Genomic DNA, 23,767 nt, shown 5'->3' on the forward strand with positions numbered 1-23,767 from the left:
ACCCAACAGCAGGTGGCTATTGGGTGAATATTTTGCATGATATCTTTCCTTAAATGCATTTGATTTATGCCACCCGCGCTGACATTCTGCCGCCGAGGCCGAATTCTACGGCCCTGCCATAGACGGTCCACAGGACCGCGACGGCTATCCAAGGGAGGAACACCATGAAACGCCAATCCATCATCACCACCGTTGTTGCGGGCCTGATCGCCGCAACAGGACAGACCGCCATCGCGCAGTCCTTTGACGGTGCCACCATCGAATACACCATTCCGTTCTCGGAATCCGGCGGCTCGGCCAAGTGGGCCAACTTCTACGTGCCCCGTCTGTCCGAAGCACTGCCCGGCAAGCCGACCATGGTGGTGCGCTACCGCCCCGGTGCCGGTTCGACCGAAGGCGCGAACTGGTTCCAGACACAGCAAGACAAGGGTGACGGCCTGACCATCTTTGGCGATTCTGGATCGACCAAATTTCCCTATCTGCTCGGTGATCCGCGCGTGCGTTACGAATACGCCGAATGGACCCCGATCCTGGCCTCGGGGACGGGCGGTGTGGTCTATCTGCCGCCAGAGCTGGGCGAAAAGTTTGACGGTGACATGGATGACCTGAAGGAAGAATTCTACCTTTATGGCAGCCAGGGCGCGACAACGCTCGACCTCGTGCCGCTGCTGGCGTTCAAAATGTTGGGCCTGCAGGTCGATCCGGTCTTTGGCGTCGAAGGGCGCGGCGATGGTCGCCTGATGTTTGAACGCGGCGAAGCCAATATCGACTACCAGACGTCGTCCGCCTACCTTGCCAATGTGCAGCCGCTGGTCGATGACGGGCTGGCCGTGCCGATCTTTTCCTGGGGATCGCTGGATGAAGACGGCGTGATAGTGCGCGACCCGACCTTCCCGGACATGGCGTCGTTCAAGGAAGTCTGCGAAGCGACCGAGGGCTGCGAAACCGAAGGCGTCGCCTGGGATGCCTACAAGGCGTTCTTTGTCGCCGGGTTCGCCAACCAAAAGACCATCTTCCTGCCGTCCTCGGCATCGCAAGAGATTGTCGACACCTATACCGAGGCTCTGCGTACCGTGGTCAAGGCCGATGGGTTCATGGATGCGGCTGGCGAAGTTCTGGGCGTTTATCCGCAGCTTGTGGGTGCGTCGGCGATTGAGGCAACCAATCAGGCGACCTCGATCTCGCCCGAGGCCAAGCAGTACGTTCTCGACTGGCTCAAGGCGGACTACGGCATCACCATGGAGTGATCTGAGAAAGCTTATCAAAGCCCGCTGCCCGGACACACCGGGCGGCGGGCGCTTTCACCTCTAGCCGTCGGAGATTGATTTGGACCTGTTCATGCAAGCCATGCCGGAACTCGGCAAGGCGCTTTACCTCATATTCCAGCCGATCCAGTTGCTTTATCTCATGGGCGGTGTGCTGCTTGGTCTGTCTATCGGCGTGCTGCCGGGGCTGGGCGGTATTGCCGGGCTCGCGCTGGTTCTGCCGTTCTTGTACGGCATCGAACCCGTTGCCGGGCTGGCTCTGATGGTTGGCTTGATTGCAGTGATCCCGACTTCGGACACGTTTTCGTCGGTGCTGATGGGCATCCCCGGATCTTCGGCCAGTCAGGCCACCGTTCTGGACGGGTTTCCCCTGTCCAAACAGGGGCACGCGGCGCGGGCGCTGGCGGCGGCCTTTGCCTCATCCCTGTTCGGCGGCTTGTTTGGTGCGGTAATCCTGACATTCTTTATCCTGATCGCGCGGCCCCTGATCCTCGCCTTTGGTCTGCCCGAGATGCTGATGATCACTATCTTGGGCCTGTCGATGGTTGCCATCCTTGCTGGGCGCATACCGCTCAAAGGGGTGGTCGCGGCCGGGTTGGGTGTGATGTTCGCAACCATCGGCGCAGCACCTGCGGGTGGCAGCCTGCGCATGTCGACTTATGACCTGCCCTACCTTGTTGACGGCTTTCAACTGGTGATCGTTGGGCTTGGCATTTACGCGGTGCCCGAAATCGTTTCGCTGCTACGGCAGGACCGGGCGATTGCCGACGGAGGGTCGTTGGGCGATGGCTGGACACAGGGCCTGCGTGACTGGTGGCAACATAGGTGGCTGTCGATGCGCTGTGCCACCATCGGCGTGCTGGTCGGGGTGATCCCCGGCCTTGGCGGATCGGTGGTCGATTGGCTGGCCTATGGATCGGCGGTCCAGACGGCCAAGGATAAGTCGATGTTCGGTCAGGGTGACATTCGCGGCGTGATCGCCCCCGAGAGTTCGAACAACGCCAAAGAGGGCGGTGGCCTGGTCCCAACGCTGATCTTTGGTATCCCCGGCTCCGGGTCGATGGCGATCTTTTTGGGCGGGCTGGCCCTGCTGAATATGACGCCAGGGCCGCAGATGGTGCGCAACAACCTCGACGTCACTTATACCATCGTGTGGTCGCTGGCGCTGGCCAACGTCTTTGGGGCGGGGCTGTGCATCATTCTGTCGAAATATATCGCCAAGATGACCGCGATCCGCTTTACCGTGATCGCGCCCTATCTTTTCATGATCATCGCCTTTGCCGCGTTCCAGTCACGCCAGTCGGCGCTGGATCTGGCGGCGCTGGTCGGCATCGGGATTTTGGGCATCATGCTGCGACGGTTCGATTTCTCGCGACCCGCGTTTCTGATCGGCTTTGTCCTGAGCACCCAAACCGAGATTTTTGTCAATCAGGCCTATCAGATCGCCGGATCACGTTTCCGCCGCTCTACCGAGGCAGGTTTTGATTATATCCTGTCACCGATCACCATCGGCCTGCTGATACTGACCATCGTGTCGATCATCGTTGGCATCAAGGCGTCCAAGAACATCCGCGAGAACATCGACGCGCCCACTGCAACCAAGGCCGCGCCGGCACTGTTTCTGGGTCTTGCAGTGGTTTACCTCGTTGCCTCGAACCTAGACTCGCTGGGTGTCGGCCGGTTGCAGGACAAGATCTTTCCGCTGGCGATTGGCACGGTGACGCTGATGGGCGGGATCGCGCTGCTGGTGCGGATGGTACTGAGACCGGCCTCGGATGACGTGTTCATCGACCTCGAAGCGGGTGACGAAGGCAAGGCGCCTCACGGCTTGTGGTCGACGCTGAGCTGGTTCGTTGCTCTGGTCATAATGACGTTCGTTGTTGGCCTGATCCTTGCACTGGCGGTATTCCTGATCGCGTTTTTCCGTGTGCGGGGCCGGTTCGGATGGGGCCGCACGATGCTGGCGTCCGCCATTGGGCTCGGCTTCATCATGTTCCTCGCCTACATCCTTGGGCGCGATTTCCCACCGGGTCTGTTGCAGGCACAATTCGACCTTCCCTGGCCATTCACCTGAGGGCGCTGACATGACACAAACAGCCATTCCCTATCTCTTCCTTCGCGGCGGCACGTCGCGGGGGCCCTATTTTCTGCGCGCGGATCTGCCAGAAGACCTCGACACCTTGTCCGAGGTGCTGATAGCTGCCGTCGGTGCCGGTCATCCGCTCAACATCGACGGGATCGGCGGCGGTAACGCGGTGACAACCAAGGTCGCCATGCTGAGCGCGTCCGAGCGTGACGATTGCGATGTCGACTATTTCTTTGCCCAGGTCACGGTTGAAAAGCGCGAGGTCGATTATCGGCCCACCTGCGGCAACATCATGGTTGGCGTCGGCCCTGCCGCGATCGAATTGGGGCTGGTCGCGGCGCAGGACGGTGAAACCCCCGTGCGCATCCATGCCGTAAACACCGGCGCCGTGGTCGAAGCCGTGGTGCAGACCCCTGGCGGGCATGTGCTCTATGACGGGGATTTCGCGATTGCCGGCGTGCCGGGGACTGCTGCGCCGATCCGCCTTGGCTTTATGGAGACAGTCGGCTCGGTCACCGGGGCGCTGTTGCCGACGGGCAATATCCGCGACGTGATCGACGGGGTCGAAGTGACTTGTATGGATGTCGCCATGCCCGTGATGATGGCGCGCGCCAGCGACTTTGGCCTGACGGGATATGAGACGCAGAAAGAATTGGACGAGAACCGCGCCTTTTATGACCGCGCCGAGCCGATCCGCCTGAAAGCCGGCGAATTGATGGGGCTTGGCGATGTGTCAAAATCGGTGACGCCCAAGATCACGTTGTTGGCAGAACCACGCAATGGTGGATCGGTAACAGCACGGTATTTCATGCCCTGGACCTGCCATCCGTCAATGGCCGTCACTGGCGCGCAATGCATCGCCGCCTGCGCGATTCTGCCCGGCACGGTGGCGGATGGCCTGTCCGAGGGGCTAGCCGGGCAATTCGCGCCACTGACCGTCGGGGTCGAACATCCAATGGGCACCTTCGAGGTGGTCGTTGATTTCGAACATCAGGGTGACGGCGTTGCGATCCGTTCGGCCGGAGTCGTGCGCACTGCGCGGCTTTTGGCGCGAGGCGAGGTGATGGTGCCGTCACGTGTCTGGAAAGGCTTTTCCTGACACGATTTAACGTATACTATTGCATACATTGATCCGAGTCATGTGAGGTCCCATGTCTGCACAGACCATTCCCCCTGCAAACCCGATCGGGGCAAACACAGATTCGACCCAGCCAACCCTTTCGCCAATTTCCCAGGCCGAGGCCGCGATCACTGCTGCGTTGCGCCAAATTCACACCAAGATCGCAGAATACCCCGGCCCGATTGCCGGCTGTGACGCTCAGTTCAACCACTTGCTGGAATCTCGGCGGCGTCTGGAACGCGCCCGGACCGAACTCGGTTGCTCCGGGTTTGTTCCACCGTCGCGACACCACGCCTGACCAAAAGGATTTGCCGCCGATGGCCCTTCATATGTTCGAAACCCTCGCTGACAGCTTTGTTGCCGAAGGGATCGAGACCTGTTTTGCCCTGCTTGGCGACGCCAACATGAACTGGGCCACAGCGCTGTCCGAACGCGGTGTGCGGATGATCTATGTGCGGCACGAACACTGCGCCGTCGCCGCGGCCACCGCCTATGCCCGCAAGACTGGCAAAGTGGGCATCGCAACCGTCACCTGCGGGCCGGGGGTCACGCAGATACTGACCGCCCTGCCCGCCGCCGTGCGGGCACGAATACCCTTGGTGATCTTTGCCGGGGAATCGCCACTGGGGGCAGCGTGGTACAATCAGGAACTGGATCAGGCCCCGCTGATCACAGCCACGGGTGCGATCTATCGTCAATTGCACCACATCCCGCGCATGACCACCGAAATCCGCGACGCGTTTGCTACCGCGCAAGAACAGCGCTGCCCGGTGGTGATCGGTGTGCCCTTGGATTTGCAGTCGAAACCCGCGCCAGACGCCGCCGCCCCGCCTGCATCGTCAGACGCGATCCTGCCCCGAACCACTGCGCTGCGGCCCAATCCGGCGGATGTCACGGACCTCACCGATCACATCGCGCAGGTCCGGCGGATCGTGGTGATGGCGGGACTGGGGGCGGCTGGTGCGGTCGATGCCTGCCGGGCGCTGGCGGACAAGACTGGCGCGTTGCTGGCCACAACTCTGCCCGCGCGCGGGTTGTTTCACGGCGATCCGTTTTCGGTCGGGATCGCTGGCGGCTATTCCTCTACGTTGGCGCGGGCGCTGTTCGCCGAGGCCGATCTGGTGATTGCTGTCGGTTGCCGCCTGTCGCAGCACACCCTGGACAAGGGCAAGCTGTTCCCCGGTGCGGAAATCCTCCAGATCGACACCGATCCGCGCGCACTAAGCCAGGGCATGGCGGCGGCCAATCGTCACCTGTGCGGCGACGCAAAACTGGCCGTCGAGGCGCTGACACAGGCGATGCCGCAGCAGCCGGGCTGGCGCAACGATCGACTGGCGGCAGCTATTACCGATGCCCCGTCCGACACCGCCGAATTTCCTCCGGAACCAAATGTGCTCGACCCGCGCGACGTCGTTGCCGCGCTGGATGCGGCGCTGCCGCAAGACTGGCAGATGGTCAATTCCTCGGGGCATTGTGCATTCTTCAGCGCGCATATGAACCGCCCCTTTGCGACATTCCTGACGATCCGCGAATTCGGCGCCATCGGCAACGGCATCTCTTATGCCATGGGCGTTGCTGCGGCCCGTCCCGACGATACGGTGGTGCTGTTCGACGGCGACGGATCTCTGCTCATGCACGTGCAGGAACTTGAGACGATCCGCCGCCACGGGCTGAACATTCTGATCTGTGCGCTCAACGATCGTGCGTATGGGTCCGAAATCCACAAGCTGCGCGACGAAGGGCTGTCGGATGCCGGTGCCGTCTTTGGTGCCACCGATCTGGCGTCAATCGCACGCGGGTTTGGTATCGCGGGGCACCGTGTGGATGACCTGACGCAACTTCCGGCACTTGTGGCAGAGTTTGCTCGCAGTGGCGGCGCGGCGGTCTGGGATTTTCCGATTTCCGACCATGTCGCATCGCCAGTCATCCGGCGGGCCCACCCCACCGGGCATTCGGGCACCGAACGCCCCATCGACATAAAGGCACTGCTATGAAGGTTCACCTGCTTGACGACTGGTACGATACCCTGCGCGGCCTGCCCTGTTTCAAACTGCTCGATGGTCACGACGTAACCGTGTGGACAGATCGCGCACCGGACGAGGCGACACTGGCGCAGCGCATTGCCACCGCAGACGCCGTGGTGCTGTACCGTGACCGAACCGCGATCACTGACACCCTCGCCGCTCGTCTGACCGGTCCGCAGCTGATCGCGATGCGCGGTCAGCACAACCACGTCGACGCCGAGGCGCTGACCCGCGCCGGCATCCTGTTCTGCTCGCATATGGCCAAAGACGGTCCCTCGACCTCGACCGCCGAGCTGACCTTTGGCCTGATCCTGTCGGCCCTGCGCTATCTGCCGGAACAGATCGCCTCGGCCCGCGCGGGTCAGTGGCAGGGCGGCGCGCCTCTGGGGCGCAATGTGGCAGGCAAGCGGCTGGGCCTCTATGGCTATGGCGCGATCTCGAGCGTTGTCGCAGATTTTGCCCGTGCCTTTGGGATGGAGGTGCAGTTCTGGGCCTCGGACTCAGGTGTGTCGCGGGCCCGTGCCGATGGTGCCCCGGTCGCACAAAGCCGCACCGATTTCTTTGCCACCTCGGATGTGGTGAGCATTCACAAACGCCTGACACCGGCGACAAAGTCCGAGATCACGCTGACCGATCTGATGGCGATGGGCCCGGGTTCGATCCTTGTCAACACTTCGCGCGCGGGGCTGATCGAGGCGGATGCCGTGCTCGCCGCACTCAATGCCGACCGGATCGGGCGTGCGGCGATTGACGTGTTCTCGGCTGAGCCGATGCTCGACCCGGGGGATGCGCTGCTGTCGCATCCACATGTGATCCCGACGCCGCATATCGGCTTTGTCACCGCCGAAGAGTTGAACCGCCAGTTCACTGACATCTTCACCGTCGTCAATGCCTATGCGGCGGGTGCGCCGGTACAGATGATCAACCCCGCGGTCTGGACAGACGGTCAGAGCTGAGAGCAATATGGGTACGAAAGTTTTCGAACAGTTCGGTTTCGATACGGGCCAAAAGATCGGCGGCGGTGTCCGACATCGGCACGCCGCGCCGCGACACAACGCCGAGTGTGCGTTGCAATCGCACCCCGTCGAATGGCACCGAAACCAAAGACGAGGGCGCCATAGCAATGGCGGATTCCGGCAGGATCGTCATCGCCGCCCCGCGTGCAGCCAACCGCATTGCCATGGTCGCATTCTGCACCTCAAACTGCCAGCGGATGCGATCACGCATGTCGCCAAACGCCACGTCAAGCAATTCGCGGTTCTTGGATTGCGACCGAATCCGCGCCAGTTTGACCCCTTCGATATCCGCCAGTGTCACAGAGTCACGAGTGGAATAGGGATGATCGTTGCGCATGAACAGACGGTAATCCTCGTCCACCAAGGGGCGCAGACGCAGGTCGGACAGTTCGGCAGACACGATGGTCAGACCGAATTCCGCCGAACCGCTGCGTACCGCTTCGGAAATACGATCCACCGGAATATCGAGCAGCTCAAACGCGATTTGCGGGTGCTCTTCCGACATTTTCATCAGGACCGGGGGCAGCACCGAATTGGCAATCGACGGCAGGCACGCAAAAGCCAGCCGCCGTGCCTGCCGTTGGGCCCCGGCGCGCACGGATTCGTAGATGTCCTGCAAAGCCTTGAGTTGCTTGCGTGCCTCGGGCAACAGACCCTGACCGATCTGGGTCAGCGACACCTCGCGGCTGGACCGGGTCAGCAGCGCCGATCCCAGATCCTGCTCGATCTTGCGCAGCCGGTGGCTGAGCGCAGCCTGCGACAGGTGCAGCGACTCAGCGGCGCGCTGAAACGATCCGTAATCGGCAATCGCGACAAAGGCTTCGAGGCCAAGGTAGTCCACGCGCATCGGATCGACTCCTGTCCATTGGGTTGCGCCACGCTAGCGGGCACACCCGCCGGAGCAAGCCCAAGATGATCCTACCGCAGATCCTGTTGCCTGATGGCATGACCGAGATGGTGTTTGCCATATTGGTCACCACCAGTTTTGTGGCGTCCCTGATTACCGTGGCCTTTGGGATCGGGGGCGGCGGCGTGATGCTGGCGGTGATGGCTACTCTGGTGCCGCCGGCTGCGCTGATCCCAACGCATGGGGTCATCCAGGTCGGGTCGAACCTGGGGCGGGCGCTGGTGACTTTGCGGCATATCTTTTGGCCCGCGGTTCCCGCCTTTGCGCTTGGCTCACTGATCGGGGCCGCAATGGGCGGCGCGTTGGTGATCAATCTGCCGCCTGAATGGGTGCAGATCGGCGTCGGCGCGTTTGTGATCTGGTCCGTGCTGGGGCGTCCGCCACGGGGCGTACGTGACTGGCCCGTCGTTGTCGGCGCTGTGTCGAGCTTTCTGACGATGTTCTTTGGTGCAACCGGGCTGTTCGTGGCAACGTTTACCAAATCGCAGAACCTGCCGCGCCATGCCCATGTCGCCACACACGCGACGCTGATGACGGTACAGCACGGGGTTAAATCCCTGACCTTTGGTCTGCTTGGCTTTGCTTTTGCCGATTGGTGGCCCTTTATCATCGTGATGATTGCAGCCGGTTTCTGTGGCACGCTTGTCGGCAAGACGCTGCTGAATCGTATTGACGATCGCCGCTTCAAGATCGCGCTTGATGTGATCCTGATCCTGCTGTCGCTTCGTCTGATCTACAGCGGACTGCGCCAGCTGTTCACCGGCGCCTGACATGCGGCCCGGACCGCCGAAATGCGCGACGCCTCGCCAACGGCGCATAACCTCGGATTTCTGATGTCCGCGCTTGGCTGAACGCGGACATCTCTGCGGATGCCCGAAACCGGGTCAGCTCGCGCCTGATACTACCTCCACCCCAGAGCTGGGGCGACATGGGTCAGGATACTTTCGATCACATGGGTGTTGTAGTCGACCCCTAGCATATTGGGCACCGTCAACAGCAAGGTGTCGGCCTCGGCAATACCCTCGTCCTGACGCAGCTGCGCAATCAGCTTGTCCGGCTCTTCGGCATAGCCGCGCCCAAAGACGGCGCGCGTCTGGTCAAGGATGCCAAACTGATCACCCTCTTTGCCGCCGCGCCCGAAATACAGCCGATCGCGGTCGTCCATCAGCGCAAAGATCGACCGGCTGACCGACACGCGCGGGGTCCGCTTGTGGCCCGCCGCCGCCCAGGCCGCACGATAGGCGCGGATCTGTTTGGCCTGCTGAACGTGAAACGGCTCGCCGGTTTCATCGTCCTTCAGCGTTGAGCTTTGCAGGTTCATCCCCATCTGCGCCGCCCATTCCGCAGTGGCGTCGGACCCGGCCCCCCACCAGATACGCTCTCGCAACCCTTCTGAATGCGGTTCAAGCCGCAACAGACCCGGGGGATTGGGGAACATCGGCCGCGGGTTCGGCTGAGCAAAGCCTTTGCCCTCGAGCTGGTCCAGAAACACCGCCGTATGCCGCCGGGCCATGTCAGCCGGGCTTTCGCCATCGTCCGGCCCATAGCCAAAGTGGCGCCAGCCATCAATCACCTGTTCTGGTGAACCCCGGCTGATGCCCAGTTGCAGGCGGCCCCCTGCGATCAGATCGGCGGACCCAGCATCTTCGACCATATAGAGCGGGTTTTCGTACCGCATGTCGATGACACCGGTGCCGATCTCGATCTTCGACGTGCGCGCACCCACGGCTGCCAACAGCGGAAATGGCGACGCCAACTGGCGTGCGTAGTGATGGACACGGTAATAGGCACCGTCCAGCCCAAGCTGTTCGGCGGCGACCGCCAACTCGATAGATTGCAGCAGGACGTCGGAAGCGGAGCGAACCTGCGAGCCGGACTCAGCACTCCAATGTCCGAAGCTGAGAAAACCGATATGTTTCATGGCAAACCTCTTAGGAAATGGCAGGCAAGTAGCTGGCCTGGATACTCCAAAGCTAGGAGCGCCGACAGACCGGAACAAGGACAAGCGCATGTCAGCCAAAGCACAGGGTCTGTGCACAGAGCGATGCAGTCTCCAAAGGCGCAAACCGATAGGATACGCCTTTGGCCAAGGTCAGGGCGATACGGCCCCGCAGCGTGCAGCATCGATCCGATTCCAAAGAACGGCGAGACGTGGTTCTCCGCCTTGAGTAGACCTGTATTCACTACCTCCGCGCAGCCCTCTTGCCACCAAGCGGACACCGGATCAGCTCTCGATCCGAGGTGTTCCCTTGCGCTCAGATGGCTCGGAAGGGTCGGACCAGTAAACTCTGAGGCTGATTTCGCATCGCCCATCTTCGCGTTCCGCCTTGATCCTGACGTTCATCAGACCGGCGGTTTCGAGGATCAGTTCACCGTCATCATCGCCAAGCGTCATCTTGCCTTTTGCGAACCCCTTGGCCAGCGAGGACAGCAAGCTCTTGATTGTTTTTGCGTCTTGCAAGGACTCGTGCGTGAAACGTTTGTTCTGTTCACCCATGTGCCAGCTCCTGTTTCAGATCATGCGATCCGGCGCAAAATGCTTTGCCCACGGAAAGTCCCTGCTCAGACCGATCACATCTCCGGTCGGAAAGATCAAGGTTGCGCCAGCGCCGATCCCATCCAGCCCTTCGAGCTGCCGGGACGCGCGGTCCAGCGTCACATCACCTTCGAGATGCAGCAGCCCGCGTTTGGCCAGCAGACGCTGGCCCTGATGATTGTTGACATGCCCCTGTACCACCATGTGGAATCCGGCCTCATGCAATGCGGTGACACCGCGTTCGGTCAGCTTGCAATCCGAGTTGCGGTATTTGGTACGGACGAGGTTGGCCAGCGGCCCAAAATAAAACCCGAGCGCGGCGCACTCCGCCTCGGCGCGATAGCGGGCGTTGACCGCGTCGGGACCGCCCGTCACCAGCAGATCGCACATGCTGTCACACAGACCCGCATGGACAAACAGAACCGATCCGCTGTGCGCCACGACATCCATCGCCTCAAAGAACCACGCATAGGTGCCACCCGGTTCAAAGAACACGTCCTGACACTTCAGGGCGGCGGCCAGAATCTCGCGGTTGGTCATGCCGACCCGGTCGCATTGGCGGTCGAATTTTCCCAGCTTCTCGACCAGTTTGGCGATTTCCTTTTTGATGACCTTAGGACGCAACTCGGCCTGCGCGGCGGCGGCGAAACGCGTGGGCCAGTCAGGGCCAGGCAAAAGCCGCGCCTTACAAGTCAGCTCGTCCGGCAGGGCATCCAGATCGGCGGGGGTGACAAAACGGTCGAACACTTCGCGCAGCGCCGGAAGGATCTTGCGCCCCATTCGCACGAACAGATGTTCCTTGAGCGCGGTGCGCGGCCCGCGCAGCGCCGCGACGGCCATGCGCATCCGCAGATCGTGGTTCCCCGCCAGAATGTGCATGTCTGCCCCCGTAGCACGCAGCGCGGCGATCGCATCCAGCAGGGCGAGGTTGCTCGGCCCCTTGTCGAAACTGTCGCCGCCCAGCACGATCCGCGCCTGTCGGCCAAATGCTGTCAGGGCGATCTGTGCATCATCGCGCCGGATCACGCCCGCCGCACTGAGCGAGCGCAAAAAACCTTCGGCATCGGCGTGCGGGTCAGAAACAAAGATGATCGGGCGATCCGGCCAGCGCCAGCCACCATGACGGCGTGCCCGTTCGAGGCAGGCGGAAATCTGCGGCTGCGTCCCCGCCCCTGGCCACGGTTTGATCACACGCGGCAGATCGGCCAGCCGGGCATCTGCATCAAACACCGGTGGCAAGAGGTGCCAGTCCGCGCCGGGGTCGTGTGGGATGTAATCCAAGATCAAGCCTTTCGATACGGGCAGGCCTCAGTCGATCGGGTCCTCTTTAGGTGACCTGACCTTCCACTTCCCAGCCAAATGACGCCAACTACCATGACCATTGTGACAGAGTAGTAACGGTCGGGCATGAAACATCGAGAGTTTGGCAATCTCGGCCCGATGCAGCAGTCCAAGGTGATGACAGGCATGACGAAACGACGCCCCGTGACCGACATGGATCGTCAGCAAACCCGGCTGAACCGTCTCTTGCAGGTGACGGGCGACGCGTAGGCCGGCGTCCATCAGACTCTCGGCATCCTCAAGCGGCAGGCGATAGTCGCTGTCGGATTTCCAGCCCTTTGGTGGCGGGCCGTGGCGTGGATCGTCGCGCAACACGGTCTCGATTTCCTCTGTCGTCAGGTTCGCCGCGCTGCCCATCCCGCGTTCCGCCAGCGCCGAGGTCTGTTCGATCCTGTCCAGCGTGTAGCCGTGTTCGCGCAAACCCGACAAGATCTGTTCAGCCGTCTGCCAGGCACGCAGTTGCCGCGAGCAGTGAAGGACAGGCGCCAACCGCAGATCATGGTCCCGGATCATCTGCGCCACGTCCCCGGCACCAGCGCGGGCCTGCACCTGACCTTGTTCGGTCAGGGGAAATGGCTGGCGGGCCGAAGGGGTGCCGCTGCGTTGGTGATAGGCGCCGTGACGCAGAAAGGCGACGTAGCCCGGTTCAGTCATCCAGCAATTGCCGCCCGTGTTCAGCCAGAACGTCGAAATCGACACGGCCCGAGACCTCGGACACCCGCACATCGCCCAGTGCGGTGAGGTAGGCGGCGGGATCAGGGGTGGCACCGTTCGGTTCAAAACGCCCGTCGCGATGCTGATAGAATGGGCCCGGACTTTTCATGATTGCGCTCAGCAGATCCGCGCGCTCAGTCAATGTGACCTCGGACACAGCGGTTGGTGCATTGGTCGTGTGGCTCCAGTTCAGCACCCAGAAATCCGTCAGCGCCGCGCCATAGCAGATCCGGTCCGGCCCATAAATCTGGGGGATGAACAAATCGTGCTTGTCCTCAAGCGACCATAGATCGGCGAGCGGCATCGCCTCCAGTTCGGCCCGCCTGGCGGGCGACAGCATTCCGCGCAAGCGTGGATTGCCAATGATCGTACCCGGATTGATGCGCGGATGTTTTGGGATGCCGAGCGCCTGCGCCGGGGTGCCAGCGCGTATCAAAACCCGGTCATTGCTCATGAACTGCGCGCCGGAGATATCCATCATCCGCAGGATCGAGGTAGATTTCCCCCCCCCCGACAGACCCGAAATCGCCAGCGTGCGCCCTTGGCGCGTCACCGCTGCCGCATGGGCCAACTGCCAGCCGTCGCGCAGACAGGCTGACAGGATCTGCGTGTTCACAAAGTTGATCACCGTGCTGACGTTCTGCCCAAGCGCCCCAAAGGCGACGGCCACGCCCGGTGCCTGAAGGAAGGTCACGCCGCTGCGGACCTTACGAACGAGTCGGGCGTCGTCAAGATCGCAGGTTGCATCCTTGCGGCCAGCCTTGCCCGGATCGCGCTGCCAGTCGGCCCATGTCGGCTCTGGCGTCAGCGTCTGATCCGGCAGCAGGTGAACGACAATGTCGCCGGGCGCCTCTGCCAGAGCGTCGGCGAAATACGCCATCAGTTCGGCGCGAAGGGGTCCGGGGCACAACACAGTGACCGCGATTGGCCCGACGGCGATGTGAAACGGGTCGGACCCCTGCGCGGGCGCAAGATCCAGTCGGGCCAGAACATCGGCGGCTGTCTTCATTGCGACACCTCTTTGACGACATGATCGGCCACCAGAGCGGCAGCATCAATCCCACATCCCTTTTGCGCGCCGCTGTAGCCGCCAAAGGCCGAGACCTCGAACACGATCGGCCCGTTGGGCGTCAGCGCGATATCGACCGTGGTAAAGGTCAGGCCAAACGGCGCCTGTGCTTTGCGACCCAGCTCGATCAGCTCTGGCGATGGCGTAAAGGGCGCGTATTTCCCGCCGGAATGGATCGTCGTGTTCCAGCTGCCGGACTGGCTGACGCGCGCATAGGTGCAAAGGTAGGCGCCGTTCAGAAACACCATACCAAGGTCTTCGCCCGACAGTTCGGCCTTTTGCTGGATATACATCACCGGGTTGGCCACCTTGAACGCCGATATTTGCGCCGCGGCGTCCGGGGCGTCGTGATCCAGCAGGACCATCCCGCGCGCTTTGGTCGAAAACAACGGCTTGAGGACGGCCGAGCCATAGCGGTTCAACGCCGTGCGCGCGGCGGTCACATCTTCGGTGATCGTGGTGGCGGGCATCGGGATATCCGCAATGCGCAGGGTCATGGTGCAGGCCAGCCGATCCATCAGCCGCAGAACATTGACCGCGGGGCTGAAAATCCGCGCGCCTGCCGCTTCGGCCATGCGCAACATTTCCAGCCGGTCGAGCGCATCGGGGCTGTAATCCTCGGCGATTTTCTTTAGCACCAGCCCGTCCATCTGGCACAGATCCACCCCGTCGCAGATCAGCGTTCCCGCCTCAAAGTCCAGTACCGTGTTCGCCATGTCGATCACCTGGCGATAGCCCGTGCGGGACTCAATCGCATCGGCCAGCGCCTCGGTCGACCACTTGCCTGGGGTTCCGATGACCCCGATCCTTTTAGTCACTGAACAGCATCCTTATGGGCAGTTTGAACCGCGCTTCGCGGCCTTCGGGCACGGCCAGCGCGGATTCGAGGACATAGCGGGCCCGCAGGATCATCCGGCGCGCGTGGTCCTGATCGACAACAAAGCGGGTCGAACTGGCGAATGATCGCGCCAGCCCCAGCGCCAGCCGGTATTCAAAGGTCTGGTCCTTGTTGCGGCGGGCGAACTTTGCCGACATGCCGTGCATTTCGGTCGCCACAGTCGCGATCCGCGCGCGGGTTGCGCTGTCCAGCACCTGAAGCCGGTAATTCGACACCATAAACACCGACACATCCTGCACGTAATCCATATAGCGCGAGCGGTGCAGGTCGATGAACCGGATTTTCCGGGCGACGGAATCATAGATCACGTTATCAAGATTGAAATCGCCGTGAATATAGACCGAAAACGGCGCGATGATCCGCGCTTCACGCTGCGCGGCGGCGATGATCAGTTGATCCAGACTATCGATCGTCACACCGTTCACAGTCTGTGTGCTACGGGCATACCGGCGGTGCAGCCGATAGACATCCTTTATGCGTTTGGACAATTGCTCCATCGCCTTCATCTCGGCAGGCTCATCGGTGCGGGTCTGACACCAGATATCGGCAACGGTCTTGTGCAGGGCCTTCTGCGCCTCGGCCATCGCATCGTCACTGCCGCCAAGCACGATATCCTCAAAGGTTTCGCCCTCCAGATGCTCGATCAGCAGGGCGGCGGATTTTCCGCGCCGTTCATAGGACAGGATTTCGGGCGCGAGACCGGGATAGACAGAATTCCAGCTTTTGACGCCAACCCGCTCTTCCTTGACCTTGCGCCGCTCTCCGTCCTTGAAAACGGCTGCGACGGTTTCGCCCTTGGCATTGCGCAGGTTCACGCTCGAAATGGCACTGCCCGAACGGGTTTCAGCCAGCGGTTGCAGCTTGACCTCTTCGTCGCGTTTGACGCCGTCAAGCACACTGCGCAGCGTAAAATACCGCTCGAACTGCACCGGCTGGCCGATATTGATCGACAGCAGCGCCTCGCTGATTGCCAGCAGTGCCTCGCCCATGCGGTGGATTTCATTCAGGGTCAACAGACCATGCGCCAGATCTTCGGTATGTTTTGTACCGTGCATGTCCCGCGTGTAGGTCCGGAACAACCGGTCATGGAATTCCCCCAGTTCCGCGCGGGATTGGCCTATCTCAACCGCCAGCTTGCTATTGCGGGCCTCCATCGCCTCGGAAATGCAGGCCACCCGCTTGCGAACTCGTTTGACCGGGGCGACATAGGCGTCTGTTCGCAGCAGCTTAGGCCGTTCGGTGCGTTCGGCATGTTCGACAGCGCGCCGCCCCAGACGTGATAACAGGTCAAGATTGCGGGCAATCGTGTCGATGCCCTGCAGCCTTAGTTTCAGCGCCTCTCCGGGTTTGCCACGCATCATTCCGGCAAGGCAGGCCTTGCGCACCCGCGCAGACAGGTTGGTGGAATAGCCCGCCCGCTGGACCAGACTTAGCGCCGTATCCGTGTCGGGGGCCTCAAAATAGTCAGTCAGGCGCGACAATTGCCCGTCAAGTTCAGCAAGCAGGAAAGACATGTTCTCTTCGACAGCGTCAGGAAGTGCCACGGTTCAGCCCATCCGTTGCGCCTGACGCGACGCCGTTCCCGCCCGGTCGGTCCCGCGTGCGGTGTTCCAGCGACCACGGTTTCAGCAGCACAGGCCGCAGACCCTTGCGGATGACAGCGCGCACCGTCGTACGTATGTTGTGTTCGGGCACCATGGTGGCATATGCGCCCCATGCGCTTGGAATTCCAAGGTGGAATCGGGACAGTTTGGCCAGCCGGAGATGAAATTTCTATGACATCCATGCATGTAGAGCGCGAACTGCGCCTTCCGGACGACCTGCGGGTTGCGCGCTCGCAGAGTGCCCCGCACCTTGGACCGCGCATCCTGTTCTTCAGCGGCGGAAGCGCCCTGAACGGCATTTCCCGCCAGCTCAAGCACTACACCTTCAACTCCATGCACCTGATCACACCCTTCGACAGCGGTGGCAGTTCGCAGGTGTTGCGCCGTGCTTTTGACATGCCCGCTGTGGGGGATCTGCGTTCGCGGCTCATGGCGCTGGCGGATGAATCCGTGTTGGGCCAGCCCGATGTCTATGCGCTGTTCAGCTACCGCCTGTCAAAGGAGGCGCCCCAAGACAAGCTGCGCGCTGAGGTCGCGCGCATCATCACGGGTAATCATCCGCTGATATCCGCCATCGCCAAGCCGATGCGCCAGTTGATCCAGTCACTCTTAAAAAGTTTTGCGGATGAGGTGCCCGACGCGTTCGATTATCGCAATGCCAGCATCGGCAACCTGATCCTTGCCGGTGGATATCTCAGCAACGGGCACGCGCTAGAGCCGGTGCTGTTCCTGATGTCAAAAATGGTGGACGTGCGTGGCACGGTACGCGCCATCGTTGACGAAAACCTTCAGCTTGGCGTCGACCTTGCTGATGGACGCCGCATCATCAGTCAGCGTCTGATCAGCGGCAAAGAAGCCCCGCCGATCGACAGCCCGATTGTGCGATGTTTTCTGAGCGACGGCGAAAGCGCGATGCCGTCAGATCTGGTTCCGTTGCCAAAGCGGAATAGGAAGCTGATCGAACAGGCGGATGTGATCTGCTACCCACCCGGAAGCCTGTATTCCAGCGTCGTCGCCAATCTGCTGCCTGCGGGGGTCGGCAAATCCATCACCGGGCGCCGCCTTCCCAAGGTGTATCTACCCAGCCTCGGACAGGATCCCGAGGCACTCGGGCATGACCTTGCCGATCAGGTGTCAGCCATCATTACCCCGCTGCGCGCCGATGCCGGTCCTGACGTGGCGCCACGCCAGTTGATGACGCATGTGTTATGCGACACCACATGGTCACAGTCGCAATGCGCAAATGTCACGAAACAGCACGGCATTCCCTGCCTTCGCCTTCCTCTCGGCCTTGCCGATGAGCCAAAGTACGACCCGCAAAAGGTCGCGCGGATACTCGTTTCTCTTGATTGAGGGGAATGCCCGGAAGCCGAAGTCGCCGCGAGAAGCCCGCTCACGGCTTGCCACGCTCCGGTCGACCGCGCAGGCGCCCCCCTGCCCGGACATCTAAAAGGACGCTGAATTCGTCCGATTTGATCGATGATTTAGGAACATGAGTCCCGCTTGGAAGGAGATCGGCGGGAGGCAATGCGCTTGCCAATCCACCTGATGATCAGCCGACCCGAACCGAGCCCCACGCCAGTCACCGCAATCGCAACACCACTGTCGGCTTCAAGGACGCAAAGCGTTTGAACGCGCCCCATGCCTTGGCCACCGATCCGAAGGCTCGGATTTGCAAAACATCTTCCGGCACCGGCGCGGTGCTGTCTTTCATGGGGCATACTTTGATGGAAAATTGGCACGGGCTGGTTGTTTAGGGCGACGTGACGCAGACCTTTATCGCCGGATTGCTGTGCAAGCGCATGTCCCGTTGCACGGCAGGGCATTGAAAATGCCCGAGAGGAGGCGGTGGGCGGCCACCGTGCCATCCATTGGTGCTGCAAACTGTTGGGGTGTGGAACCACAGGGACTCGAGCCTTTTGCCGAGTTCAGGTATGTGTCCCGAATGGGGCATGATACGAGGTTCCAGCAGGCAAAAATCTTTCGAGAAAGATTTTGGCGCAAGAGTTTTCGTACGAAAACTCTTGCGCCAGCCCCAACTGGATTCTGAAGAAAGGAAATGACTATGCTGAAAAATGACATGTTGGAGCAGTGGGATCGGGAAAACTTTTTCCACCCGTCAACGCATCTTGCCGAATTTGCACGTGGCAACGTTCCACAGCGGGTAATCACTGGCGGACAGGGTTGCCATATCGAGGATCGCGAGGGCAACCGGCTGCTCGACGCCTTTGCCGGCCTCTATTGTGTCAACGTCGGTTACGGACGGCAAGAAATCGCGGAAGCCATCGCAACGCAGGCCCGCGAGCTGGCCTATTACCACGCGTACGTTGGCCACGGCACCGAAGCCTCGATCACCCTGGCCAAAATGATCCTTGACCGGGCACCCGATCACATGTCCAAAGTCTATTTTGGCATGTCTGGATCAGATGCCAACGAAACGAACATCAAACTGGTTTGGTATTACAACAACATCCTGGGACGCCCAGAGAAGAAAAAGATCATTTCGCGCTGGCGTGGATACCATGGTTCGGGACTGGTCACCGGATCGCTGACCGGGCTGGAACTTTTTCACAAAAAGTTCGACCTGCCGCTGAGTCAGGTGGTTCACACCGAGGCACCTTATTACTTCCGTCGTCCGGATCTCGGCATGAGCGAAGCGCAGTTTTCTGCGCATTGTGCTGCTGAACTGGAGGCCCTGATCGTCGCACAGGGGCCTGACACCATCGCCGCCTTCATCGGCGAGCCGGTCCTGGGAACCGGGGGAATCGTGCCGCCACCTGAAGGATACTGGGCCGCGATTCAGGCTGTGCTGGACAAGTATGACATCCTGCTGATCGCGGATGAAGTTGTCACAGGTTTTGGTCGGCTTGGCACGATGTTCGGATCCGAACATTACGGGCTAAAGCCGGACTTGATCACAATCGCCAAAGGCCTGACCAGCGCCTATGCGCCACTGTCGGGGTCCATCGTGAGCGAGAAGATGTGGAGCGTGCTGGAACAGGGCACGGACGAGAATGGTCCGATCGGCCATGGCTGGACCTATTCGGCCCATCCCATTGGTGCGGCTGCGGGTGTGGCTAACCTCAGGCTGCTCGACGATCTAGATTTGGTGCGCAAAGCGGGCGAGAATGGGGCCTACCTCAACAAGGTCATGTCCCAGGCACTGGGCGATCATGCCCATGTCGGCGAAATCCGGGGCGCGGGCATGATGTGTGCCATCGAATTCGTCAAGGATCGGGATAGCCGGACCTTCTTTGACGCGTCCGAAAAGGTGGGGCCGCGCATCGCTGCCGCCCTGATGGAAGAAAACGTAATCGGACGCGCCATGCCTCAGGGGGATATTTTGGGTTTTGCGCCGCCATTCTGCCTGTCAACAGAAGAGGCCGATGAAGTTGCAGACAAGACCGCGCGCGCGGTGCGCAAGGTTCTGGGCTGATCCAGCAACGACCTGTGCCCTCGCATTCGGGGCACAGGTCAGGTCATCCAGATAACTCGGTTGCCAGCAATTGCTCCAGTCGATCTTTGGCCAGCGGCACCGGATTAGCCCGCATGGACGACGCAGCGGTCGACTCTTCAGCGATCTGGCCCACGTCAGCCTCTGACGCCATCAGAGCCCGCAGCGTGGGCAAACCGTGCAATGTGGCCCAACATTCCAACGTATCAAAAGCGTCGGCAGGGTTTCCGCCCAGCTCAGTCGCAATCCAGACACGAACCTCAGCAAAGCGCATGGTGTCCAGGCCCGCCTCTGCAACCTTGACCTCGTTCAAGCGCAAAACTGGGGCAAGAAGCCGACCACAGATCGCGCCATGCGGAGTTGCAAACCGACCACCGATCACTCCGGCCAGTCCATGCACCGCACCAAGCCCGGCATTGGCCAGCGCGATCCCGCCGAACAGGCTCGTCAACGCCATATCATCGCGCGCATCGGCGTCTTCGTCCGACATCAGTCGTGCCAATGCCCGCAGCCCTCGGGGGATCGCGTCGCGGCAAAGCGCGTCGGTCAGCGCATTGGCACGGCAGGACAGATACGGCTCGATCACTTGCGTGATGGCATCGAGGCCAGAAGCCAGCGTGACGGCACGCGGGCAATTGTCCGTCAGTGCCGGGTCGACCAGCGCCAGTACGGCGAGCATCCTGTCGTCGCGCAGGCTGACCTTGCGCCCGTGTGACGGCACGCCGATTACGGCATTTTTCGTCGCCTCGGCACCAGTGCCCGAAGTGGTCGGGCAGGCAACAAACGGCAGCGGTTCGGCATCCAGGGGCTGACCACCTCCGACCCCTTCGAGATAGATCAGCGGTGGACGCGAGGCAGGCAACAGAGCCGCCAGCGCTTTGGCCAGATCGAGCGTCGCGCCGCCACCAATGGCCAGAACACAGTCCGGACGATCATCTCTGTACCGCGCCAGCGCCGCTTCGATCTGCGGCAGGTCCGGCTCACCCGCGGAGTGCAGAACCGACACGGTACAGCCGAGATCGCGCAATAACGCGGTGCAGGTATCCGCCCATGCAACGGATCGGCCGCGCACCAAAAGCACGCGCCTTCCGCGCGCGGCAACCTCTTCGGGCAGCCCAGCGGCACGACCCCGGCCAAAGATAATCCGCGTGGGAGTGTTCAGCGCAAACGGCACCATATCCGTCAGGGCGTTGCGGCGTGTTTAGCCTCGACCCGCCAAACCTCGTCACTGGCACCAAGGATCGCCGGGACACGTTGATGCGGCTCGGTCGGCACCAGATCCATGATCCGCTCGCGTCCGGTCGAGGCAGCGCCGCCTGCGGCCTCGATAATTTTGGCCATCGGCGCCACTTCGTACAGCAGCCGCAAACGTCCCCCCATATCCCGGTTCTTTTCGTCCAGCGGATAGAGGAACACGCCGCCGCGCATCAGAATGCGATGAACTTCGGCCACCATCGACGCGACCCAACGCATGTTGAAATCCACGCCACGCGGCCCATCCTTGCCCGCCAGGCAGTCATCGACATAGGCCCGCATCGGCGGCTCCCAGAAGCGCTGGCGCGAGGCATTGATCGAAAATTCAGCCGTCCCCTCGGGGATCTTCATATCGGCATGCGTCAAACGGAAGATACCAGAGCCCTGATGCAGCGTAAAACTCTGCACACCCTTCCCTGCGGCCAGCACCATCATCGTGGCGGGGCCATACAGCGCATAGCCCGCCACCAATTGATCAGAGCCGGGGCGCAACACGTTGCGGTCGCCATCCTCGGCGACTTGCATGATCGAAAAGATCGTGCCGACGGACAAATTTGTATCCAGGTTCGATGATCCATCGAGCGGATCGAAAAACAGCAGATAATCGCCTTTTTTCGGCTCTTTCAGCCAGACCACCTCTTCGATCTCTTCCGACACCAGCGCGGCAAGACGGGGAGAATTGGCACAAGTTGCCAGAAAAATGTCGTTGGCGATGATATCGAGCGGCTTCTGATCCTCGCCTTGCACATTGGTGCTGCCCGCGACGCCCAGATTGCCCTTGAGCGGGCCGTTGCGGACCTCGTAGGCGGTGGCGCGGCAGGCCGACGCGATGTCTTCGAGCAGAAAGATCAGGTCGGAATCGTGCCCGGCATCGGTCAGATGGCGGCGAAGAGTGATGGAGGTCATTTTTGGCCTTTCAAATCAAAAACTCATCGCGGCGGAAACCGCGCGTTTCCACGCGCCGTATTTCGACGCGCGATCTTCGTCGGACATACCGGGGTCAAAGCTGCGGTCGAGCCGCCATTTTTCGGCAAATCCAGCCATATCCGGGTACACGCCGACGCGCTGACCGGCAAGCCATGCCGCCCCCAGCGCCGTCGTTTCCAGCACCTGTGGCCGATCAACCGGCGCTCCGATGATATCCGACAGGAATTGCATTGCGTAATCGGAGGCAGACATGCCGCCATCGACCCGCAGCGTCTGATCACCGCCCTGCGGGGTCCAGTCAGCGTGCATCGCCTCAAGCAGATCGCGGGTCTGATACCCAACGGATTCGAGCGCGGCGCGTGCAAACTCCTCGGGACCGGAATTGCGCGTGAGGCCAAATATTGCGCCACGGCATTCAGCGTTCCAATATGGCGCACCCAGACCGGTGAACGCCGGGACAAGGACAACATTCTGCCCAGCATCGGCATTTTCAGCGAGCGGCTGCGTTTCCTTGGCATCCCGGATGATCTTCAACCCGTCGCGCAGCCATTGCACCACTGCCCCTGCGATAAAAATCGACCCTTCGAGAGCATAGGTCGGTTTCCCGTCAAGCTGATAGGCGATGGTGGTCAAAAGTCGGTTCTTGGACGCAACGGGCGTGTCGCCGGTGTTGAGCAACGCAAAACAGCCGGTGCCATAGGTGGATTTCAACATTCCGGGCTGAAAACAGGCCTGCCCCAGCGTCGCCGCCTGCTGGTCACCCGCAACGCCCAGAATGGGTATTTCGCGACCAAAGAGGTCGGGCCGCGTCATGCCAAAATCGGCGGCGCAATCCTTGACCTCGGGGAGCATCGTGATCGGGATATCCAGCAGGTCACAAATGGTCTGCGACCAGCGTCCCTTGCGGATATCATACAGGAGGGTCCGCGCGGCATTGGTGGCGTCGGTGACATGCGCCGCCCCGCCGGTCAGTTTCCAGATCAGGTAGCTGTCGACGGTGCCGAACAGCAGCTTGCCCTCGCGCGCCTTGTCCCGCGCCCCGTCTACGTTATCGAGAATCCATTTCAGCTTGGTTCCCGAAAAATACGGATCCAGCAGCAGGCCGGTCCGGTCGGTGAACATCGCCTCGTGACCTTCTTCACGCAACGCGGCGCAGATGTCCGAGGTACGCCGATCCTGCCAGACGATGGCCTTGTGAATGGCCTGCCCGGTGTCGCGGTCCCAGACGATCGTGGTTTCGCGCTGATTGGTGATGCCGATCGCGGCGATGTCCCCGGCCGAGATCGCCGCGCGCTCAATAACCTGGCGACAGGTGCCCGCTGTGGTCGACCACAAATCCGACACGTCATGTTCGACCCATCCTGAGGCTGGATAATGCTGTTCGAACTCTTCCTGTGCGACGGCAGTGATTTTCATGTCTGCGTCGAACAGGATCGCGCGGCTGGATGTGGTGCCTTGGTCGATGGCCAGGATATAGCGCACGGCCTCTCCTCTCATGCTGTAAAGTTCTTGGACGAAACGGGAGGCGATGTAAAACCCGCCGCCCGTTTGG

20 protein-coding genes and 1 pseudogene are annotated in these 23,767 nt (G+C 61.3%); 10 read left to right on the plus strand and 11 right to left on the minus strand.

From position 1 onward, the window contains the following. The first annotated feature begins 164 nt into the window (after positions 1 to 164). The 6 genes from IMCC21224_RS18045 (at position 165) to IMCC21224_RS18070 (ending at position 7,451) form a co-directional block, all read left to right on the plus strand. On the plus strand, positions 165 to 1,247 hold the full coding sequence (locus IMCC21224_RS18045) for a tricarboxylate transporter (RefSeq protein ID WP_047996530.1): 1,083 nt from the start codon (positions 165 to 167) through the stop codon (positions 1,245 to 1,247). Between the two features lie 79 nt (positions 1,248 to 1,326). Further along, complete coding sequence (locus tag IMCC21224_RS18050) at positions 1,327 to 3,339, plus strand: tripartite tricarboxylate transporter permease (protein WP_047996531.1); 2,013 nt, start codon at positions 1,327 to 1,329, stop codon at positions 3,337 to 3,339. A gap of 10 nt (positions 3,340 to 3,349) precedes the next feature. Beyond that, entirely contained in the window at positions 3,350 to 4,450 is a 1,101-nt protein-coding gene (locus IMCC21224_RS18055; protein ID WP_047996532.1) for a 4-oxalomesaconate tautomerase, read from the plus strand. Positions 4,451 to 4,502: 52 nt separating this feature from the next. Continuing rightward, positions 4,503 to 4,769, plus strand: coding sequence for a hypothetical protein (locus IMCC21224_RS18060; RefSeq protein WP_053079036.1), 267 nt, complete (start codon positions 4,503 to 4,505; stop codon positions 4,767 to 4,769). Positions 4,770 to 4,788: 19 nt separating this feature from the next. Then, a complete protein-coding gene (locus IMCC21224_RS18065; RefSeq protein ID WP_047996533.1) occupies positions 4,789 to 6,465 on the plus strand; it encodes a thiamine pyrophosphate-binding protein in 1,677 nt (558 codons plus the stop codon). Beyond that, entirely contained in the window at positions 6,462 to 7,451 is a 990-nt protein-coding gene (locus tag IMCC21224_RS18070) for an NAD(P)-dependent oxidoreductase (protein ID WP_047996534.1), read from the plus strand. The genes IMCC21224_RS18065 and IMCC21224_RS18070 overlap by 4 nt, the downstream gene beginning before the upstream one ends. Here IMCC21224_RS18070 and IMCC21224_RS18075 read toward each other — a convergent pair. Beyond that, positions 7,417 to 8,358 carry a LysR family transcriptional regulator gene (locus IMCC21224_RS18075; protein WP_047996535.1) on the minus strand — a complete coding sequence of 314 codons (942 nt, stop codon included), beginning with the start codon at positions 8,356 to 8,358 and terminating at the stop codon, positions 7,417 to 7,419. The genes IMCC21224_RS18070 and IMCC21224_RS18075 overlap by 35 nt on opposite strands. Before the next feature lie 65 nt (positions 8,359 to 8,423). Here IMCC21224_RS18075 and IMCC21224_RS18080 point away from each other — a divergent pair, with 65 nt between their 5' ends. Next, a complete protein-coding gene (locus IMCC21224_RS18080; RefSeq protein ID WP_047996536.1) occupies positions 8,424 to 9,188 on the plus strand; it encodes a sulfite exporter TauE/SafE family protein in 765 nt (254 codons plus the stop codon). Between the two features lie 131 nt (positions 9,189 to 9,319). On the opposite strand, the gene IMCC21224_RS18085 is transcribed toward IMCC21224_RS18080, so the two are convergent. The 7 genes from IMCC21224_RS18085 to IMCC21224_RS18115 form a co-directional block, all read right to left on the minus strand. Continuing rightward, positions 9,320 to 10,339 carry an LLM class flavin-dependent oxidoreductase gene (locus tag IMCC21224_RS18085; RefSeq protein ID WP_047996537.1) on the minus strand — a complete coding sequence of 340 codons (1,020 nt, stop codon included), beginning with the start codon at positions 10,337 to 10,339 and terminating at the stop codon, positions 9,320 to 9,322. A 303-nt stretch (positions 10,340 to 10,642) separates the two neighbouring features. Further along, the gene (locus IMCC21224_RS18090; protein ID WP_047996538.1) at positions 10,643 to 10,915 is read right to left on the minus strand and encodes an amphi-Trp domain-containing protein; all 273 of its coding nucleotides are present in this window, start codon (positions 10,913 to 10,915) and stop codon (positions 10,643 to 10,645) included. A 15-nt stretch (positions 10,916 to 10,930) separates the two neighbouring features. Further along, on the minus strand, positions 10,931 to 12,235 hold the full coding sequence (locus IMCC21224_RS18095) for a metallophosphoesterase family protein (RefSeq protein WP_047997256.1): 1,305 nt from the start codon (positions 12,233 to 12,235) through the stop codon (positions 10,931 to 10,933). Between the two features lie 27 nt (positions 12,236 to 12,262). After that, positions 12,263 to 12,949 (minus strand): histidine phosphatase family protein, encoded by a 687-nt coding sequence (locus tag IMCC21224_RS18100; protein WP_047996539.1) that lies wholly within the window; start codon positions 12,947 to 12,949, stop codon positions 12,263 to 12,265. Continuing rightward, entirely contained in the window at positions 12,942 to 14,018 is a 1,077-nt protein-coding gene (locus tag IMCC21224_RS18105; protein ID WP_047996540.1) for an HprK-related kinase B, read from the minus strand. Before IMCC21224_RS18105 ends, IMCC21224_RS18100 begins: the two co-directional genes overlap by 8 nt. Then, entirely contained in the window at positions 14,015 to 14,896 is an 882-nt protein-coding gene (locus tag IMCC21224_RS18110) for a GAK system ATP-grasp enzyme (RefSeq protein ID WP_047996541.1), read from the minus strand. The genes IMCC21224_RS18105 and IMCC21224_RS18110 overlap by 4 nt, the downstream gene beginning before the upstream one ends. Beyond that, positions 14,889 to 16,520, minus strand: coding sequence for an aminoglycoside phosphotransferase family protein (locus tag IMCC21224_RS18115; RefSeq protein ID WP_156178327.1), 1,632 nt, complete (start codon positions 16,518 to 16,520; stop codon positions 14,889 to 14,891). Before IMCC21224_RS18115 ends, IMCC21224_RS18110 begins: the two co-directional genes overlap by 8 nt. A gap of 231 nt (positions 16,521 to 16,751) precedes the next feature. Here IMCC21224_RS18115 and IMCC21224_RS18120 point away from each other — a divergent pair, with 231 nt between their 5' ends. The 3 genes and pseudogenes from IMCC21224_RS18120 to IMCC21224_RS18125 all read left to right on the plus strand — a co-directional run bounded on the left by IMCC21224_RS18120 (position 16,752) and on the right by IMCC21224_RS18125 (position 20,016). After that, positions 16,752 to 17,933: a GAK system CofD-like protein gene (locus tag IMCC21224_RS18120; protein WP_047996542.1), complete on the plus strand. Its 1,182-nt coding sequence runs from the start codon at positions 16,752 to 16,754 to the stop codon at positions 17,931 to 17,933. A gap of 194 nt (positions 17,934 to 18,127) precedes the next feature. Beyond that, positions 18,128 to 18,334 (plus strand): annotated as a pseudogene (locus tag IMCC21224_RS28570) (IS5/IS1182 family transposase); the annotation flags it as partial. A 311-nt stretch (positions 18,335 to 18,645) separates the two neighbouring features. Beyond that, positions 18,646 to 20,016 carry an aspartate aminotransferase family protein gene (locus tag IMCC21224_RS18125; RefSeq protein ID WP_047996543.1) on the plus strand — a complete coding sequence of 457 codons (1,371 nt, stop codon included), beginning with the start codon at positions 18,646 to 18,648 and terminating at the stop codon, positions 20,014 to 20,016. 43 nt (positions 20,017 to 20,059) lie between these two features. On the opposite strand, the gene IMCC21224_RS18130 is transcribed toward IMCC21224_RS18125, so the two are convergent. From IMCC21224_RS18130 to glpK, 3 genes are read right to left on the minus strand one after another with little or no spacing between them, the layout of a single operon-like run. Beyond that, positions 20,060 to 21,211: an iron-containing alcohol dehydrogenase gene (locus tag IMCC21224_RS18130; RefSeq protein WP_047996544.1), complete on the minus strand. Its 1,152-nt coding sequence runs from the start codon at positions 21,209 to 21,211 to the stop codon at positions 20,060 to 20,062. 5 nt (positions 21,212 to 21,216) lie between these two features. Then, complete coding sequence (locus tag IMCC21224_RS18135; protein ID WP_047996545.1) at positions 21,217 to 22,194, minus strand: class 1 fructose-bisphosphatase; 978 nt, start codon at positions 22,192 to 22,194, stop codon at positions 21,217 to 21,219. 15 nt (positions 22,195 to 22,209) lie between these two features. Further along, the gene (glpK, locus tag IMCC21224_RS18140; protein WP_047996546.1) at positions 22,210 to 23,697 is read right to left on the minus strand and encodes a glycerol kinase GlpK; all 1,488 of its coding nucleotides are present in this window, start codon (positions 23,695 to 23,697) and stop codon (positions 22,210 to 22,212) included. Positions 23,698 to 23,767 lie beyond the last annotated feature (70 nt).

This window comes from Puniceibacterium sp. IMCC21224, assembly GCF_001038505.1.
GTDB lineage: Bacteria > Pseudomonadota > Alphaproteobacteria > Rhodobacterales > Rhodobacteraceae > Puniceibacterium.

What these genes read in the sequence shown, in the direction of transcription:
- IMCC21224_RS18045 (WP_047996530.1), top strand. Translation starts at nt 165, where the DNA reads ATGAAACGCCAATCCATCATCACCACCGTTGTTGCGGGCCTGATCGCC.
- IMCC21224_RS18055 (WP_047996532.1), top strand. Translation starts at nt 3,350, where the DNA reads ATGACACAAACAGCCATTCCCTATCTCTTCCTTCGCGGCGGCACGTCG.
- IMCC21224_RS18060 (WP_053079036.1), top strand. Translation starts at nt 4,503, where the DNA reads ATGTCTGCACAGACCATTCCCCCTGCAAACCCGATCGGGGCAAACACA.
- IMCC21224_RS18065 (WP_047996533.1), top strand. Translation starts at nt 4,789, where the DNA reads ATGGCCCTTCATATGTTCGAAACCCTCGCTGACAGCTTTGTTGCCGAA.
- IMCC21224_RS18070 (WP_047996534.1), top strand. Translation starts at nt 6,462, where the DNA reads ATGAAGGTTCACCTGCTTGACGACTGGTACGATACCCTGCGCGGCCTG.
- IMCC21224_RS18075 (WP_047996535.1), bottom strand. Translation starts at nt 8,358, where the DNA reads ATGCGCGTGGACTACCTTGGCCTCGAAGCCTTTGTCGCGATTGCCGAT.
- IMCC21224_RS18080 (WP_047996536.1), top strand. Translation starts at nt 8,424, where the DNA reads ATGATCCTACCGCAGATCCTGTTGCCTGATGGCATGACCGAGATGGTG.
- IMCC21224_RS18085 (WP_047996537.1), bottom strand. Translation starts at nt 10,339, where the DNA reads ATGAAACATATCGGTTTTCTCAGCTTCGGACATTGGAGTGCTGAGTCC.
- IMCC21224_RS18090 (WP_047996538.1), bottom strand. Translation starts at nt 10,915, where the DNA reads ATGGGTGAACAGAACAAACGTTTCACGCACGAGTCCTTGCAAGACGCA.
- IMCC21224_RS18100 (WP_047996539.1), bottom strand. Translation starts at nt 12,949, where the DNA reads ATGACTGAACCGGGCTACGTCGCCTTTCTGCGTCACGGCGCCTATCAC.
- IMCC21224_RS18105 (WP_047996540.1), bottom strand. Translation starts at nt 14,018, where the DNA reads ATGAAGACAGCCGCCGATGTTCTGGCCCGACTGGATCTTGCGCCCGCG.
- IMCC21224_RS18120 (WP_047996542.1), top strand. Translation starts at nt 16,752, where the DNA reads ATGACATCCATGCATGTAGAGCGCGAACTGCGCCTTCCGGACGACCTG.
- IMCC21224_RS18125 (WP_047996543.1), top strand. Translation starts at nt 18,646, where the DNA reads ATGCTGAAAAATGACATGTTGGAGCAGTGGGATCGGGAAAACTTTTTC.
- IMCC21224_RS18130 (WP_047996544.1), bottom strand. Translation starts at nt 21,211, where the DNA reads ATGGTGCCGTTTGCGCTGAACACTCCCACGCGGATTATCTTTGGCCGG.
- IMCC21224_RS18135 (WP_047996545.1), bottom strand. Translation starts at nt 22,194, where the DNA reads ATGACCTCCATCACTCTTCGCCGCCATCTGACCGATGCCGGGCACGAT.